The organism is Staphylococcus casei (assembly GCF_030294405.1).
GTDB classification, from domain to species: domain Bacteria; phylum Bacillota; class Bacilli; order Staphylococcales; family Staphylococcaceae; genus Staphylococcus; species Staphylococcus succinus.
Genome location: NZ_CP125718.1, coordinates 965,403 through 979,663, shown reverse-complemented (window position 1 = coordinate 979,663; position 14,261 = coordinate 965,403). Strand labels below are relative to the sequence as shown.

Annotated in this window: 18 protein-coding genes; 4 read left to right on the top strand and 14 right to left on the bottom strand. The window is 31.9% G+C overall.

Annotated elements, in window-relative coordinates:
- The first annotated feature begins 48 nt into the window (after window positions 1–48).
- A complete protein-coding gene (locus QMO72_RS04570) occupies window positions 49–474 on the top strand; it encodes a YolD-like family protein (protein ID WP_286093245.1) in 426 nt (141 codons plus the stop codon).
- Between the two features lie 518 nt (window positions 475–992).
- Here QMO72_RS04570 and QMO72_RS04565 read toward each other — a convergent pair.
- Window positions 993–1,163, bottom strand: a complete 171-nt coding sequence (locus tag QMO72_RS04565; RefSeq protein ID WP_286093244.1) for a hypothetical protein — start codon at window positions 1,161–1,163, stop codon at window positions 993–995.
- A 511-nt stretch (window positions 1,164–1,674) separates the two neighbouring features.
- Here QMO72_RS04565 and QMO72_RS04560 point away from each other — a divergent pair.
- Window positions 1,675–2,715, top strand: coding sequence for a C45 family autoproteolytic acyltransferase/hydrolase (locus QMO72_RS04560; protein WP_103268081.1), 1,041 nt, complete (start codon window positions 1,675–1,677; stop codon window positions 2,713–2,715).
- A 75-nt stretch (window positions 2,716–2,790) separates the two neighbouring features.
- Here QMO72_RS04560 and QMO72_RS04555 read toward each other — a convergent pair whose 3' ends face one another.
- The 3 genes from QMO72_RS04555 to QMO72_RS04545 form a co-directional block, all read right to left on the bottom strand.
- The gene (locus tag QMO72_RS04555; protein ID WP_103268080.1) at window positions 2,791–3,642 is read right to left on the bottom strand and encodes a DUF4097 family beta strand repeat-containing protein; all 852 of its coding nucleotides are present in this window, start codon (window positions 3,640–3,642) and stop codon (window positions 2,791–2,793) included.
- Entirely contained in the window at window positions 3,639–4,199 is a 561-nt protein-coding gene (locus QMO72_RS04550; RefSeq protein ID WP_286093243.1) for an HAAS signaling domain-containing protein, read from the bottom strand. Before QMO72_RS04550 ends, QMO72_RS04555 begins: the two co-directional genes overlap by 4 nt.
- A 92-nt stretch (window positions 4,200–4,291) precedes the next feature.
- A complete protein-coding gene (locus tag QMO72_RS04545; protein ID WP_103268078.1) occupies window positions 4,292–4,792 on the bottom strand; it encodes a hypothetical protein in 501 nt (166 codons plus the stop codon).
- Window positions 4,793–4,951: 159 nt separating this feature from the next.
- Here QMO72_RS04545 and QMO72_RS04540 point away from each other — a divergent pair, with 159 nt between their 5' ends.
- Window positions 4,952–5,512: a thioredoxin family protein gene (locus QMO72_RS04540; RefSeq protein WP_073504084.1), complete on the top strand. Its 561-nt coding sequence runs from the start codon at window positions 4,952–4,954 to the stop codon at window positions 5,510–5,512.
- Between the two features lie 50 nt (window positions 5,513–5,562).
- Here QMO72_RS04540 and pmtD read toward each other — a convergent pair whose 3' ends face one another.
- From pmtD to QMO72_RS04505, 7 genes are all read right to left on the bottom strand, one after another.
- Window positions 5,563–6,291, bottom strand: a complete 729-nt coding sequence (gene pmtD / locus QMO72_RS04535; protein ID WP_069824797.1) for a phenol-soluble modulin export ABC transporter permease subunit PmtD — start codon at window positions 6,289–6,291, stop codon at window positions 5,563–5,565.
- Window positions 6,291–7,163 carry a phenol-soluble modulin export ABC transporter ATP-binding protein PmtC gene (gene pmtC, locus QMO72_RS04530; RefSeq protein ID WP_069824798.1) on the bottom strand — a complete coding sequence of 291 codons (873 nt, stop codon included), beginning with the start codon at window positions 7,161–7,163 and terminating at the stop codon, window positions 6,291–6,293. Before pmtC ends, pmtD begins: the two co-directional genes overlap by 1 nt.
- A 17-nt stretch (window positions 7,164–7,180) precedes the next feature.
- Window positions 7,181–7,846: a phenol-soluble modulin export ABC transporter permease subunit PmtB gene (gene pmtB / locus QMO72_RS04525; protein ID WP_103268077.1), complete on the bottom strand. Its 666-nt coding sequence runs from the start codon at window positions 7,844–7,846 to the stop codon at window positions 7,181–7,183.
- 17 nt (window positions 7,847–7,863) lie between these two features.
- Window positions 7,864–8,748 carry a phenol-soluble modulin export ABC transporter ATP-binding protein PmtA gene (gene pmtA / locus QMO72_RS04520; RefSeq protein WP_103268076.1) on the bottom strand — a complete coding sequence of 295 codons (885 nt, stop codon included), beginning with the start codon at window positions 8,746–8,748 and terminating at the stop codon, window positions 7,864–7,866.
- On the bottom strand, window positions 8,745–9,125 hold the full coding sequence (gene pmtR / locus QMO72_RS04515) for a PSM export ABC transporter transcriptional regulator PmtR (RefSeq protein ID WP_069824801.1): 381 nt from the start codon (window positions 9,123–9,125) through the stop codon (window positions 8,745–8,747). The genes pmtA and pmtR overlap by 4 nt, the downstream gene beginning before the upstream one ends.
- 200 nt (window positions 9,126–9,325) lie before the next feature.
- A complete protein-coding gene (locus tag QMO72_RS04510) occupies window positions 9,326–9,514 on the bottom strand; it encodes an SE1626 family protein (protein WP_103268075.1) in 189 nt (62 codons plus the stop codon).
- A gap of 215 nt (window positions 9,515–9,729) precedes the next feature.
- Window positions 9,730–9,828 (bottom strand): Trp-rich small protein, encoded by a 99-nt coding sequence (locus QMO72_RS04505; protein ID WP_226956541.1) that lies wholly within the window; start codon window positions 9,826–9,828, stop codon window positions 9,730–9,732.
- 194 nt (window positions 9,829–10,022) lie between these two features.
- On the opposite strand from QMO72_RS04505, the gene QMO72_RS04500 reads away from it, so the two are divergent.
- Window positions 10,023–11,312, top strand: a complete 1,290-nt coding sequence (locus QMO72_RS04500) for an aminotransferase class I/II-fold pyridoxal phosphate-dependent enzyme (protein ID WP_103268074.1) — start codon at window positions 10,023–10,025, stop codon at window positions 11,310–11,312.
- A gap of 76 nt (window positions 11,313–11,388) precedes the next feature.
- On the opposite strand, the gene QMO72_RS04495 is transcribed toward QMO72_RS04500, so the two are convergent.
- The 3 genes from QMO72_RS04495 to groES all read right to left on the bottom strand — a co-directional run bounded on the left by QMO72_RS04495 (window position 11,389) and on the right by groES (window position 14,088).
- Entirely contained in the window at window positions 11,389–11,856 is a 468-nt protein-coding gene (locus QMO72_RS04495; protein WP_103268073.1) for a DinB family protein, read from the bottom strand.
- A gap of 266 nt (window positions 11,857–12,122) precedes the next feature.
- Window positions 12,123–13,748: a chaperonin GroEL gene (gene groL / locus QMO72_RS04490; protein ID WP_103268072.1), complete on the bottom strand. Its 1,626-nt coding sequence runs from the start codon at window positions 13,746–13,748 to the stop codon at window positions 12,123–12,125.
- Window positions 13,749–13,800: 52 nt separating this feature from the next.
- Window positions 13,801–14,088: a co-chaperone GroES gene (gene groES / locus QMO72_RS04485; RefSeq protein ID WP_046837554.1), complete on the bottom strand. Its 288-nt coding sequence runs from the start codon at window positions 14,086–14,088 to the stop codon at window positions 13,801–13,803.
- Between the last annotated feature and the right edge of the window lie 173 nt (window positions 14,089–14,261).

Sequence of the window (14,261 nt, the reverse complement as noted above, 5' to 3'; positions counted from 1 at the left end):
CTTGAAAAACAAGAACATATGTTCTATATTGAAGGTGAGGTGATTTTTATGATGCCAAATCCTAATGCTCCAGATGAATATAAGTATGAAACAGATTATAGAAAGATCCCTAGCGAGTATTTAAATCCTAGAATTCCTAAAGGACGTGGAAAAATCAAATGGGCTCCCTTTGCAACGTTACCAGAACAATTTGAGACGATCCAACAATTTATAACAGATCAAAATAAAATTGACCGCCCAACTTTGTCTGATGATCAATTAAACGAGCTCAACTTTCAACTTCACCAAGCTTTACATACTGAGCAATATGTTCACATTGAATATTATCAATCTGGTTGGTTAGAAACTATGATAGTTCAAGTCAAACGTATCGATATGGCTCATATGATTCTAAAGGGGCGCAATATTAGTGATAACTCATCTGTTCAATTGTCTTTGTTAGATATCACTAAAATAACTCAAGCCAATATTTAGTAAAAATATTAGCTTGAGTTATTTATTAACGTTCTAATTTTTAGTCCCCGTATCAACTTCGTTGAACGCTTTTCGGACCGCAGTCTCTTTCGACTGCATAAGTCGCCGTATCAACTTCGTTGAACGCTTTTCGGACCGCAGTCTCTTTCGACTGCATAAGTCGCCGTATCAACTTCGTTGAACGCTTTTCGGATCGCAGTCTTTTTCGACTGCATAAGTCGTCGTATCAACTTCGTTGAACGCTTTTCGGATCGCAGTCTTTTTCGACTGCATAAGTCGTCGTATCAACTTCGTTGAACGCTTTTCGGACCGCAGTCTTTTTCGACTGCATAAGTCGCCGTATCAACTTCGTTGAACGCTTTTCGGACCGCAGTCTCTTTCGACTGCATAAGTCGCCGTATCAACTTCGTTGAACGCTTTTCGGACCGCAGTCTCTTTCGACTGCATAAGTCGCCGTATCAACTTCGTTGAACGGCGACTAAAAAAAATAGAACACTTTTAAGTGTTCTATCAATCAATTAATTATTTGTTTCGATATCTGAGATAATCTCTTTCGTTTTGCTTTCAATATCTTCAAAATCTTTTTTGAAAATATAAGCAAATGCTACTGCACCAATTCCTGCTACTAATGACACAGTAAGGATTGTATCGAATACAAATTTAACTAAACCTTTAATAAAATTCCACATTCTGTTTCACCTCAATAAATTATTAACAATATCTATATTAATGATAGCATACTTGAAAGCATCAATAAATATATACCCACTTTTCATCGTTTTATTCTTAAATAATACAAAAGTAATTTTATGTCATAATTGTACAAATACATATAATTTTGAAATTCACTCTATAAGTATCAGCTTAATACTAATCAATAGACTCATATACACATTTATCGATATCATAAATCTATTAAAAATCTCCAGTTGTGGTTATATATGGTCATATAAAAAGCGCCTAATATAACTAAGTATTAGCCGCTTCACATACTATATATCATTTACCCCACCAAGAAGATACTGCGTCTTTAAAAGAACTATAATAATTTGACATAATAATCACCTCAATAAAGTAATTTTATTAGTTACTCGCTGATGTTATCCTTATAATAACGACTTACCATGTACATTACAATTAACATAGAGTTACAATAAAGTTACATTTATGTAAGATTCAGAGAAACAGGAGATTTTAAATATGCAGACAGTTAATTCAGATATCTTAACACACCGAGGTTCTCATTTTGATTTGGGAGTAAAAACAGGCGAATGGTTACAACAAACACCTTTACTCAAAAACAGAGAAAAAGAATGGAAGAAGCGCATGCCTCGTTTTGATATTCATATCAAAGAGACTTACGATATTTTTCAAACATACGCACCACAAATTTGGGAAGAACTTCAAGGTATGCAAGAAGTTCTTAATTTACCAACAAGTCAAATGATTCTTAACTTTGCCCACTATCGTTTCACGCCGTTAAAAAATAGTGGTTGCACCGTTTTTTTAGGACAAGACTATATGATACGTAATTATGACTATCATCCTGCAACATATGATGGACGCTATTTATTGTTTCAGCCCAATGATGGTGGATTAGCACAAATCGGTCCTACTTCTCGAGTTACTGGTAGAATGGATGGAATGAATGAAGCGGGTCTATCCATGGGATATAATTTTATGCATAGAAAACATCCTGGCGATGGATTTGTATGTTATATGATTGGTAGACTTATTTTGCAGTATTGCAAAGACGTGCCGGAAGCCATTCAGCTATTGAAAGAAATCCCTCACAGAAGTTCTTTTAGTTATATTGTGATGGATAAACATTTGAACCATGCAATTATTGAGGTGTCTCCCCGTACGATTGATGTGCGCTACGATCGCACGTGTACAAATCACTTTAAAATATTAACACATGAAAATAGAAATTATACTAAAGAATCTAAAGCGCGTTTGGGAAGATTATTAAAAAAGACACCTGCTTCAATAGAGAAAATGAGTGCCTTTGAATTATTCAATAATCCAGAATTTGAAATATACAGCAAATTGTTTAAAAGTTGGTCTGGAACAATTCATACTAGTATGTATGAACCACAATCATTAACTACACATATCGCATTAGGTGAAAATAAAACACCAACTCAAATTAATTTTGGCAAATGGTTAGAAGGTCAACCTTTAAATATCACATCTCTAGAAGGTCAAATCGATACAGATTTAACATTTGCTACTCATTAATACCACACACCAAAAGAACCTAAGATAACATTGTAGCTGTCATCTTAGGTTCTAAATATCAGTATAAATCTTACTTTAATCAATGTGAATATCACCATGACTTGTATAAAACTCCAAATCATTATCACCATTACCTACTTTGTCATCTTCAAAATGTTTATTATTAATCACGGCTTTTCCTTTTTCAGGATTCAATTTCAACAACGTATTTTGAGGGGGCTTTTTGTACGTCATTTGTATATCACCATCTTGTGTAGAAGCTTTGAAATCAGACGCGATATCCATCTTACTCAAGTTAATGTCACCTTTATTTGCTAGTAACACAGATTTTTCAATAAGTGAGTCATTTACAGTTATGTCTTCATTTTTTATTTTAATATTAGCATTCTGTATTTTATCATTCGTCAAATGAATTGGAGAATTTAGGCCTCTATAATAGAGTTGATCTACATTACTATTTTTGAGTTGTACGCGCGCTCCACCCGAATCAGTCATTAAAAATTTAGCTGATTTCATATCTACATCATCTACAGAGATAGAATTGATTTGACTAGATAAAACTAATTCATCAATTTTCTTTTCAGGAACTGTCACTATCATTTTACTATTAGCTCTTCTAAATGGATTAAAATTCAAACCATAGTGGTCTTTCGTATTACTATTTTGTTGGATTATTAAACTCTTTTTTTCATTGGTAACATCCACATTCTTTTTTCCAGTATAGTGAACTGAAAATTTATCACCCTTTTTAACTTCAATAACACTATTTTGACTATCTATTTTCAAATTACTAATATTATCATTATCAAATGTTTTATTTACGTAGTTCAGTTGATTATTTTGTTTCTCAAAACTAAACCAAGTTAGGCATCCTAAAAGAAAACATGTGATAAATAATACTAAACCACCTATGAATAATTTCTTCATTCGACTGCACTCCCTCTAATCGTTTTGATATTCCAACGTAAATATTTTAATATCAGTCTGTAGACGAATTTTGCCAGCTTTGCAATGAAAACAAACAGAACAATGCCTAAACCAGTATAAGAAATTGCGAATAAGTAGTTACTAATAGCAAAACTAAAATTATTATTAAAAAAGCCATTAATAATCAATAAAACAGGACTAAGTGTTAAAAATAGAGAAAAAAGTAATAAAACAAACATAAATATGCCTACAAGTATCATAGGTATTAAAATGATAAGTAATGACAATATCCCCATGCCTAGAGAAGCCATTATAGCTCTAACAATCGTTCTAACATTGGGCCGATATTCTGCAGAAGCAATAGCATTTTTGGCCGTAATTTCTTTCCCAATTTTTTTAGGAGATTCAAGTGCGCCTATAATTTGATACTCATTTTTCCCTTCACTTTCTTGATCAAAAAAATATTCTTCGTATTCATACATCACTTTATCTCGTTCACTTCTTGGTAAATTGTCTAGTTCCTGTTCTAGCTCATTTAAAAAAGTGATTTTATCCAAAATATCTACCGCCATTCACAATTTAATTCGTTTTTGAACATTTATGTAAATTTAAAAATGACACGCCTCATAGGAATGTCATTTTTAAATTTTTATTTCTTATATAATTCAATTCTCTTTATTTTATCATGTTTGCAAATGATAGATAACTTTATTTTATTATCTTTATCCAGAAAATTTACAGATTTAAAGCCATTATGCAATTGTTTTTCCTTATAATGATGACCTAATTTATCAATTACATTTTCGATAGGGCCTTCTATCCTAGCATTAAAATTCGTACGAATACCTCTATCATGAATTAATGTAATACCCACAATTTCCGAATTTTTCTTCTTAACAATGAAAATTAAATCAGGATATTCTTTTTTATAATACGCACTGTACTTTTTTGTAATCATAGCTTCATCTACAGTATATTCACCTTTATCTAGCTTATCTCCGATTTTTTGATGATTGACTGTCAATGAAGACAAGTTCGTCGAACGATCAGATACAGCATAATGCATACCCATCCATGTGCCTATACCTATCAACACCATCGTACTCAATCCTATGATTAAAATTAACTTATGTATTTTCAATGCTGCCATCACTCTCCATTATTCATAAATAAATATAGCATAGGGGAAATCCACTTTCATCTCTAAACTATGAACTTAAAAACATATTACTTTTATAAGTATTAATAATTTTCTTTCATATTAAAATATTGATATAATAATACCTAATACATTAAAGGGGGAAATACTATGACAAGTCTAGAAACTTATTTCAAAAACAGTCAACCGCTTGATCAATATATTGCAGCCATGACTGAAAATAAAGAGAATTTAGAAGCGATATATCATTCTTTCTCTTTACCACAAGACGATGACCGTCTTGAAAAAATAAAATCATTAAATTACAGTAAAGTGCTTGTTATCACAGAAGATTGGTGTGGGGATGCCATGATGAACGTCCCTATTTTAAAACACATTTCAGAAAGTTTGAATTTAGAAGTTCGTGTCTTCCATCGTGATGAGAACACTGATTTAATAGATCAATATTTAACAAATGGCACTGCTAGATCAATACCGATTTTTGTTTTTCTAAATGATGATTTTGAACAAGAAACGGTTTGGGGTCCACGTGCAAGACAAGTGCAACATTTTGTAGAAGAAACGCGCTCTGATTTGCCTCAAAAAGATGATCCTGCTTATGAAGATAAAGCTGCCGAGGCTCATACGATTATTAGCAATCGTTACCAAACAGATTCTCAAATGTGGAAATATGTATATGATTCAATTTTAGATAAACTCATTATAAAATAATAAAAACGTATGAATTTTGGTATTTAACCGATAATTCATACGTTTTCATTTTATATATCTTTCTTCGTAACATAGAATAAATTAACGATGAATAATACTACAATTGAAGCTACAGTTATGAACCATTGCCAATGCGTAAAGGTATAATCACTGGATGTCGTTTTCGATGTTAAATAGCTAAATGGTATATACTTCAATGAATCTTGAATGTTGTCACCAATTTTAGGGATCATCGGCAGGAATGGTTCAGCAAAAGGCACGATTAATACTAAGAAAATTCCCAATGTAAATATAAGCGCTGTTTTAGGAACAATTAATGCGAATAAATACAATAGTAGCCCATAAAACAGATGGAAAAGTATGAAGAACCATAGTAAATCAAAGAACTTTTCAGTTTTCACATTTTCACCATCAACGATGCCTTGTACAATAAGTACAAAAGCTGTAAGTATGGCAGTAACTATTAGAGCGATTAATATGATTGAGATAACTTTTGCGATAATATAACCTACACGATTAGATTTTTTGTTCATATATAATTGAAGCGTACCTTGTGAAATATCACGTGTAATAGTTTTAATTACAAAAAGTAAGCCCATAAGTGAAAAGAACCAACTTCCTGCAGAAAGTAAAATATTACCATTCATTTCATCTGATTGTTGAACAAACAATACTGTAAAACCAATTAGCGGTGCAATCGTTAACAGTAACGCTAAATAAGTTAACGGACTTTTTATAATGCTATACATATCGTATTTAACAAGCTGTAAACTATTCATTATTGGCCGCCTTTCTTATTAATATTGAAGTACGTATCACGTAATGAACTTTTACGCGTCTCAATAAATTCAGGAAATACTTCTATATTTGCTAAACCTTTTAGTATTTTTTGATAATTCTTTTGTGCTGTCAAAATAATTTCTCCACTCGCTTGTTCAGATTGAATAACCTCAAACGCTTGATTTAAGTAATCTAATGACTTTTCAAAATCTTTCTTTGCAACAATTAAAATTGTAGAATCCGTTGGCGTCCCTTCACGCATATCAACATCTTGAACAAAATTACCATCACTTAAAAACACTGCTCTATCACAAATTAATTCAATATCCTCAAGTTTGTGACTAGAAATTAAAATTTTCATATCCAAATCTTTTACTAAAGTCTCAATTGTTTTCAATACATCTATTGAACCATCCGGATCCATTCCATTTGTAGGCTCATCTAGTATTAAGTATTTAGGTTTATTCATTAAGGAAACAGCAATTGCCAATTTTTGTTTCATCCCCATTGAGTATTTCTTAACTTTCTTTTTAATATAAGGTCGCATACCAAAAGCATCAATAATATAATCTGTATACTTTTTATCAAACCCTTTACCTAAAACATGAGAAAACAATTTTAAGTTATATAAACCTGATTTATTATCATAAAGTTTAGGATGTTCAATGAGATAACCTACATTTTCTTTGTTTCCTAATTTCACTTCACCTTTATAATTGACAATATTTCCGTTCATTACTTTCATTAGCGTTGTTTTTCCGACACCATTTTTACCAATCAAGCCTACGATACGGCTTTTTCCAAAATCAAAATCGATATGGTCTAAAACATTATTATTACCAAACGTTTTTGTAATATCTTGTAATTGCATAAATGCGCCTCCTTTTATTATTTATTGAGTTTGTTGTATTGAATAAAATAATTAGCTACAAAAAAGATAATACTTACTGCTAAAAATCCATAATTAAGACTGTTCTCAAAGTAATTTGAATTTACAAAGTGATAATCATATATTTCCGATAAACCAATCAATATCAGAACTATAGCAAATGGTATAAGTATAAGCATAACAAATAAATACGTTAAAAAAGAAATGTAATCAGATTTTTGTTCCGTATACCGTTTAAATGCAATAGGCACTGCTAGAAAGTTTAAAGTTATATAAGAAAAAGGTAAAGTAAAACTAATATTGATTGTATTCTTTGCTATATCAGAATTTGGCATATTATATAAAGATAAAATACTTGCACCTACTATAGTAAAGATTAGTATCGTTAAATAGTTTGCATTTAACATTGCTTTTTTAGAGACCGGAAGACTTCCAAAAAATTCATACGTATGCTTATGTCCCAATTTGCTGTAAAAGCGAAAGACATGGCCAGAATCTAATAAAGATACAAAGAGTAAAATCATAGCAACAGAAGCATATAGTGTTTGTGTAAAAGTATTATTATTGTCTATTACTAATTGTAATGGAGCAACAATTAACAAAATTGCATATAAAATAATGGTCCACTTACGTAATTTAAAATTTCTAATAAGTAAATTTTTCATCTAATATCCCCCTGTTGTTAAGATTCATCAATTTGGTGATTGTACTTGTGCGTCCCTTTTTCAAGATAAACCATTAAATCTTCAATAGTTGGTTTAGTTATTGTAACGCTATCACCAAAAATCTCACTAAACACATTCGCATGTTCTGTTAGGGCAATATATCCTGTTTTATGTTCTTCTAAATAATACGTTAATTGCTTTAATTCATCATCCAAATGTTGTGGATCACCTTTAACGACTTTAAATTTATTAAGGATATCATCTAAAAATTCATTTAATACAATTTCCCCATTTTTAATATAAACTAAGTAATCTGCAATCTTTTCTAAATCAGAAATAATATGTGTTGAAATGAATACAGATTTATTTTCATCAATAAGTTCTTTTTGAATTATATCTAATACTTCGTTTCTAACAATTGGATCTAAACCTGACGTTGGCTCATCTAATATGAATAATTTAGCGTTATGACTAAAAGCAATAGCAATAGATAGTTTCATCTTCATACCTGTAGAAAAGGTTTTTATCTTTCTTTTATAAGGTAAATTAAACTTTTCAAGATAATCTAAAAACAGTGTATGGTTCCAATCACTATAAAAAGGCGCAATATATGACTCGGCCTTTTTAATTGTCCATTTATCATTCAAGTATAAATCAGAATAGATAAATCCTATCTTATTTTTTATACCGACTGCATTATCTTTCATTGTTTCATTGAAAATTAGAATTTCGCCACTTTCTGGTTCAATTAAATCCATTATCATTCTAATTATCGTTGTTTTACCAACGCCATTAGAACCAATAAACCCTGTTACAAATCCTTGAGGAACACGAAAACTGATATCATTCAGTTCGAATGCTTTACGCCGATATGTTATAGTATTTAATTCTATTGCATTCATTCAGTGTCCTCCTCATAGATCATTGCTAAAATTTCTTGCAACTCAGATAGTGGCATATCTATTGACTTAGCTTCGTTACTCATTGATTTAGCTAGCGATTCAATCACTATAAATTGTTTTTCTTTCAATATTGCACTATCTTGTTCTTTTACATAAGTACCTTTACCTCTAATTGTATAAACAAAGCCGTCTTTTTCTAAATCTTCATACGCCCGTTTTGTAGTAATCACACTTACACTTAGGTCTTGAGCGAGTTCTCTCATTGATGGTAAATCTTCACCTGGCGCCACATAACCTTTTAAAATATTCTCTTTAATTTGTTGTTTTATCTGTTCATAAATAGGACTTTCGCTGCTATTTTTCAAAAGTATTTTCATAGACGTCCTCCTTCATAGCTGTATATATACAATATATACAATATATACAGTATTGTAAACCCCTATGCTATATTATCGCCCACAACTAACAATCACTGATTAATGCATTTCACTGCTATAATTATGATTCATCATAAAAAACAACGCTCTCAATAAGGCACAATATTTAGCTACCTCACTTAGAGCGTTGTTTTAAAATTTTATTTTTTTTGCTGATTGTTACTCTGACGTCTATTATTATTTCTATTTATAAAGGCACAAATCATAAACATAATTGCTGCAATTAACAGTTTTATGCCAGAGCTTTCATGACCAGTAGCCTGTAAATAATAACCAACGACAAACGATATCAGTGCTATTATCACAAATATTTTTGTTAAATGTTTCATTTCCTTCACCTCGAACAATATCATTGTATCAAACTTCGTCTTCAATTTCTAAAAGTGATGGTGTGACTATATCCTCTAAAATTCTATTTAATACAATAAAATATTATGTTTGCAGACTTTTATTTTTGATGATAAAATTATTTATGTATCCACGGATTATACTACACAACCCCAAGTCTGCGTCATCAGACTTGGGGTTTTTTGTGTAAGGCCACCTATTTGTCTTTCCATTTTATTTCTAACCAAACACGGAATACCACAAGTAAGCTACCTGTCACCAAAGTTGTAATCATTTCTTGCCACCACGTATTCATACTACACCTCCCACAGAAAAAAGTACCATGTAGGGATTGGATGGCCTGTTTATATTCTAACATAAAACAGAACGTATGTTCGGTAAAAATATCCATTTTTTACAAATTCAGTTTAAAATACAGCCAAGACTTTAAATTTAATCAATTTAGAGATAATATAAGTATATCAATAAGTAAAGAGAGGCTGACCAACTATGAATCCATTAGCTTTAGATTTAAATGAACAGTTATCTAAATCAAATCCAGAGGTTGCAGATATGCTATCAGATCTTGGCAAATTAATGTACTATCCAAAAGGTATATTATCTCAATCTGCAGAAGCAAAATCTACACAATATAATGCAACAATTGGTATGGCAACTTACAGTGATAGTAAGATGTATGCCAATACTTTAAACGATATGTTTAATCATTTAGAGCCTGACGATATCTTCCCTTATGCACCACCACAAGGTATTGAACCACTGCGCGATTTATGGCAACAAAAAATGCTAAAAGAAAATCCCGATTTAGATAAAAAAGATATGACTAGACCTATTCTTACAAATGCTTTAACTCATGGTTTATCATTAGTTGGCGATATGTTCGTTGATAGTGGTGATACATTATTATTACCTACTCATAACTGGGGTAATTACAAACTTGTTTATAGTACTAGACATAATGCTGAAATTGAAACATACGATATTTTTGATGAAGAAGGTCACTTTACGACTGAAGCATTAGTCAATACTTTAGAAAATTATAAAAAAGATAAAGTTATCTTAATATTAAATTATCCAAATAATCCTACGGGTTATACACCTACTCAAGGTGAAGTTACAACAATTGTTAATGCTATTAAATCACTTGCAGAACGTGGTACAAACGTAATTGCATTAGTCGATGACGCTTATTATGGCTTATTCTATGAAGATGTATATACACAGTCTTTATTTACGGCTTTAACAAACTTACACTTAGACAATATCTTGCCTATCCGTTTAGATGGTGCAACTAAAGAATTTTTTGCTTGGGGATTACGCGTAGGTTTCATCACTTTCGGCATAAATAATGAAATAACAAAACAAGTGCTAGAAGCCAAAGTCAAAGGTATGATTCGTAGTAATATTTCAAGTGGGCCTATGCCTTCTCAAAGCGCAGTAAAATATGTGTTAGAGCATAGTGAAACATTCAATAAAGAAATCCAACAAAATATAGACACATTACAAGCAAGATATGAAGTAACAAAAGCTGTCGTTTATGATGATAAATATGTACAGTTTTGGCAACCTTATGACTTCAATTCAGGTTATTTCATGGCTTTACAAGTTAAAGATGTAGATCCAGAACAATTACGTAAACACCTCATTGATCAATACTCTATTGGTATTATCGCACTCAATGCTACAGATATACGTATCGCCTTTAGTTGTGTAGAAAAAGACGATATTCCACATGTCTTTGATGCTATTGCCAAAGCTATTGCAGATTTACAAAATTAATTGCTGTATTTCACTTTATGCATAAATAAAAGAGATGGATCGCCTAAATTCAGGTGACCCATCTCTTTTATTTATGTTATTGTTGTTGTCTTAACAAACGTGACATCTCTTCTATTTTACCTGCATGTATAGGAATATGAATAGCATTTAAAACCAATAGTTCATCTAATGTACTACAACCAGCTATAGTTTCTGTAAGTTCCGCTTCTAATTGCTGATCAGTTAATTTTCTTGCACGTTCACCTAATGTTTTAAGATGAGTAAATATTTCATCAACACTTGGAATATCTTCGTCCCCCCAATTATCTGGGGATGAACCATAACCAAATAGTTTTGTATATTTTGCTACATCTACTTCATTTTGTTCGCATAATGATAGAACTGTTTCAAATATTGTTAAAACGTGACCATATTGCCAATGGATGGTATTTGGAAAAGCGTCTATTTTATCATCAAGTACTTGTTCATTATTCCAATTGTCGTATCCCGTAATAATATAATTTATACCTGAATCGATAACCTCATAAACTGATTTATTTGTCATAATTTAGCTCCCTTTCGTTTTCAAAGTTTAAAACGATTCACATCACAGCATCTATGTAGCAAAGACTATTCCATCTCTACCCTAAATTAATATTTATTATTCACTTATTAATATACTTATTTTTCGATAAATTAGACCATAAATTTCTTTTGAATATGAAAACGTTATAAAACCATCAAGTAAGCTCCCCGCTATATTTGATATAGTGAGGAGCTTACCATAATGAAATATTGATGATCGTTCTATGTTTGGTTTGTGGCGTATAATTACATCATACCAGGCATACCGCCCATGCCACCTGCTTGTGCATCGTTATTAGTTTCTTCTGGAATGCGTGCTACAACTGCTTCAGTTGTTAAGAACATTGCGGCAACGCTTGCGGCATGTTGTAATGAAGAACGCGTAACTTTAGTAGGATCAACAATCCCTGCTTCTAACATATTACCCCATTCATTTGTAGCGGCATTGAAACCGACGTTAACTTCTGCATTTTTAAGTCTTTCAACAATAATAGACCCTTCCAGACCAGCATTTTCAGCAATTTGGCGAACAGGTGCTTCTAATGCTTTTAATACGATATTAATACCTGTGGCAACATCGCCTTCAGCATCGATTTGTGCAACCTTGTCGTAAATATTCATAAGTGCTGTACCACCACCGGCAACAATACCTTCTTCAACTGCTGCTCTAGTAGAATTCAAAGCATCTTCGATACGTAATTTACGTTCTTTCAATTCTGTTTCGCTTGCTGCACCAACTTTAATTACTGCAACACCACCAGCGAGTTTCGCTAAGCGTTCTTGTAATTTTTCTTTATCGAATTCAGAATCAGTCTCTTCAATTTGTGCTTTGATTTGACTCACACGTGCATCAATACTGTTTTCGTCACCATTACCATCTACAATTGTTGTATTATCTTTAGTAATTTCAGCTTTATTTGAAGTACCTAACATATCAATTGTAGCATCTTTTAACTCTAATCCTAAGTCATCAGTAATGACTTGTGCGCCAGTTAAGATGGCTAAATCTTCTAACATTGCCTTACGACGATCTCCAAATCCAGGTGCTTTAACAGCAACTGCTGTAAATGTACCACGCATACGGTTAAGCACGATGTTAGTAAGCGCATCTCCTTCTACATCATCTGCAACAATTAAAATTGGTCTACTTGCTTGAACAACTTGTTCTAATAATGGAAGAATGTCTTGGAAAGAAGAAATTTTCTTATCAGTAATTAAAATATATGGTCTTTCAAGTTCAGCTACCATTTTATCTGAATCTGTGACCATATATGGTGACTGATAACCACGATCAAATTGCATACCTTCAACGACTTCTAATTCAGTATTAAATCCGCTAGATTCTTCAATTGTAATGACACCATCGTTGCCAACTTTTTCCATTGCTTCTGAAATGTATTTACCGATTTCTTCATCTGCTGCAGAAATTGCACCAACTTGTGCGATTTCATTTTTATTATCAACTTTTTGAGAAATTTCATGTAATGCATTGATTGCTACGTCTACAGCTTTATCAATACCTTGACGTAATCCTACTGGGTTGGCGCCACTCGTTACGTTTTTCAAACCTTCTTGAATCATAGCTTGAGCAAGAACAGTAGCTGTTGTAGTGCCATCGCCAGCAATTTCATTTGTTTTATTTGCAACTTCTTGAACTAATTTGGCACCCATATTCTCATAAGGGTCTTCTAATTCAATTTCTTTTGCAATAGTAACACCATCATTTGTAATAAGTGGTGACGTATACTCTTTATCTAATACAACATTACGTCCTTTTGGTCCAATTGTTACCTTCACGGCGTTAGCTAATTTATCAACACCTCTTAACATGGATTGACGTGCGTCTTCGGAAAATTTTAAATCTTTTGCCATATTATTTTACCTCCATCATGTTCGTATTATTATATATTTATTTTAAATTTAATTATGCTTCAATAACTGCTAATATATCGTCATCATTAACGATTAAGTATGTTTCGTCTCCACGTTTAACTTCTGTACCAGCAAACTGTTGGAATACGACTTTGTCGCCTTCTTTTACTTCAGGAGCAATTCGAGAACCATCTTCTAGAGTACGACCTGCACCTACTGCAATTATAGTACCTTCGTTAGATTTTTCTTTAGCGCTATCCGTTAAAACGATACCACTTTTTGTTGTTTGCTCTTGTTCTGTTTTCTGAATAACTACTCGACTACCTAATGGCTTTAACATTGAATGTTCCTCCTTAAAATAGTAAATCTTTTAGCACTTAAAGATTGTGAGTGCTAATCTACTTCCTATAATAATCAAATTTGGTCAATATTTCAAGTTAAAACTATTGAACTAAATTTTGTGTACTGAGCATTTTTACGATAAAATAAACTATAATCTAATTTTTGGAGGTT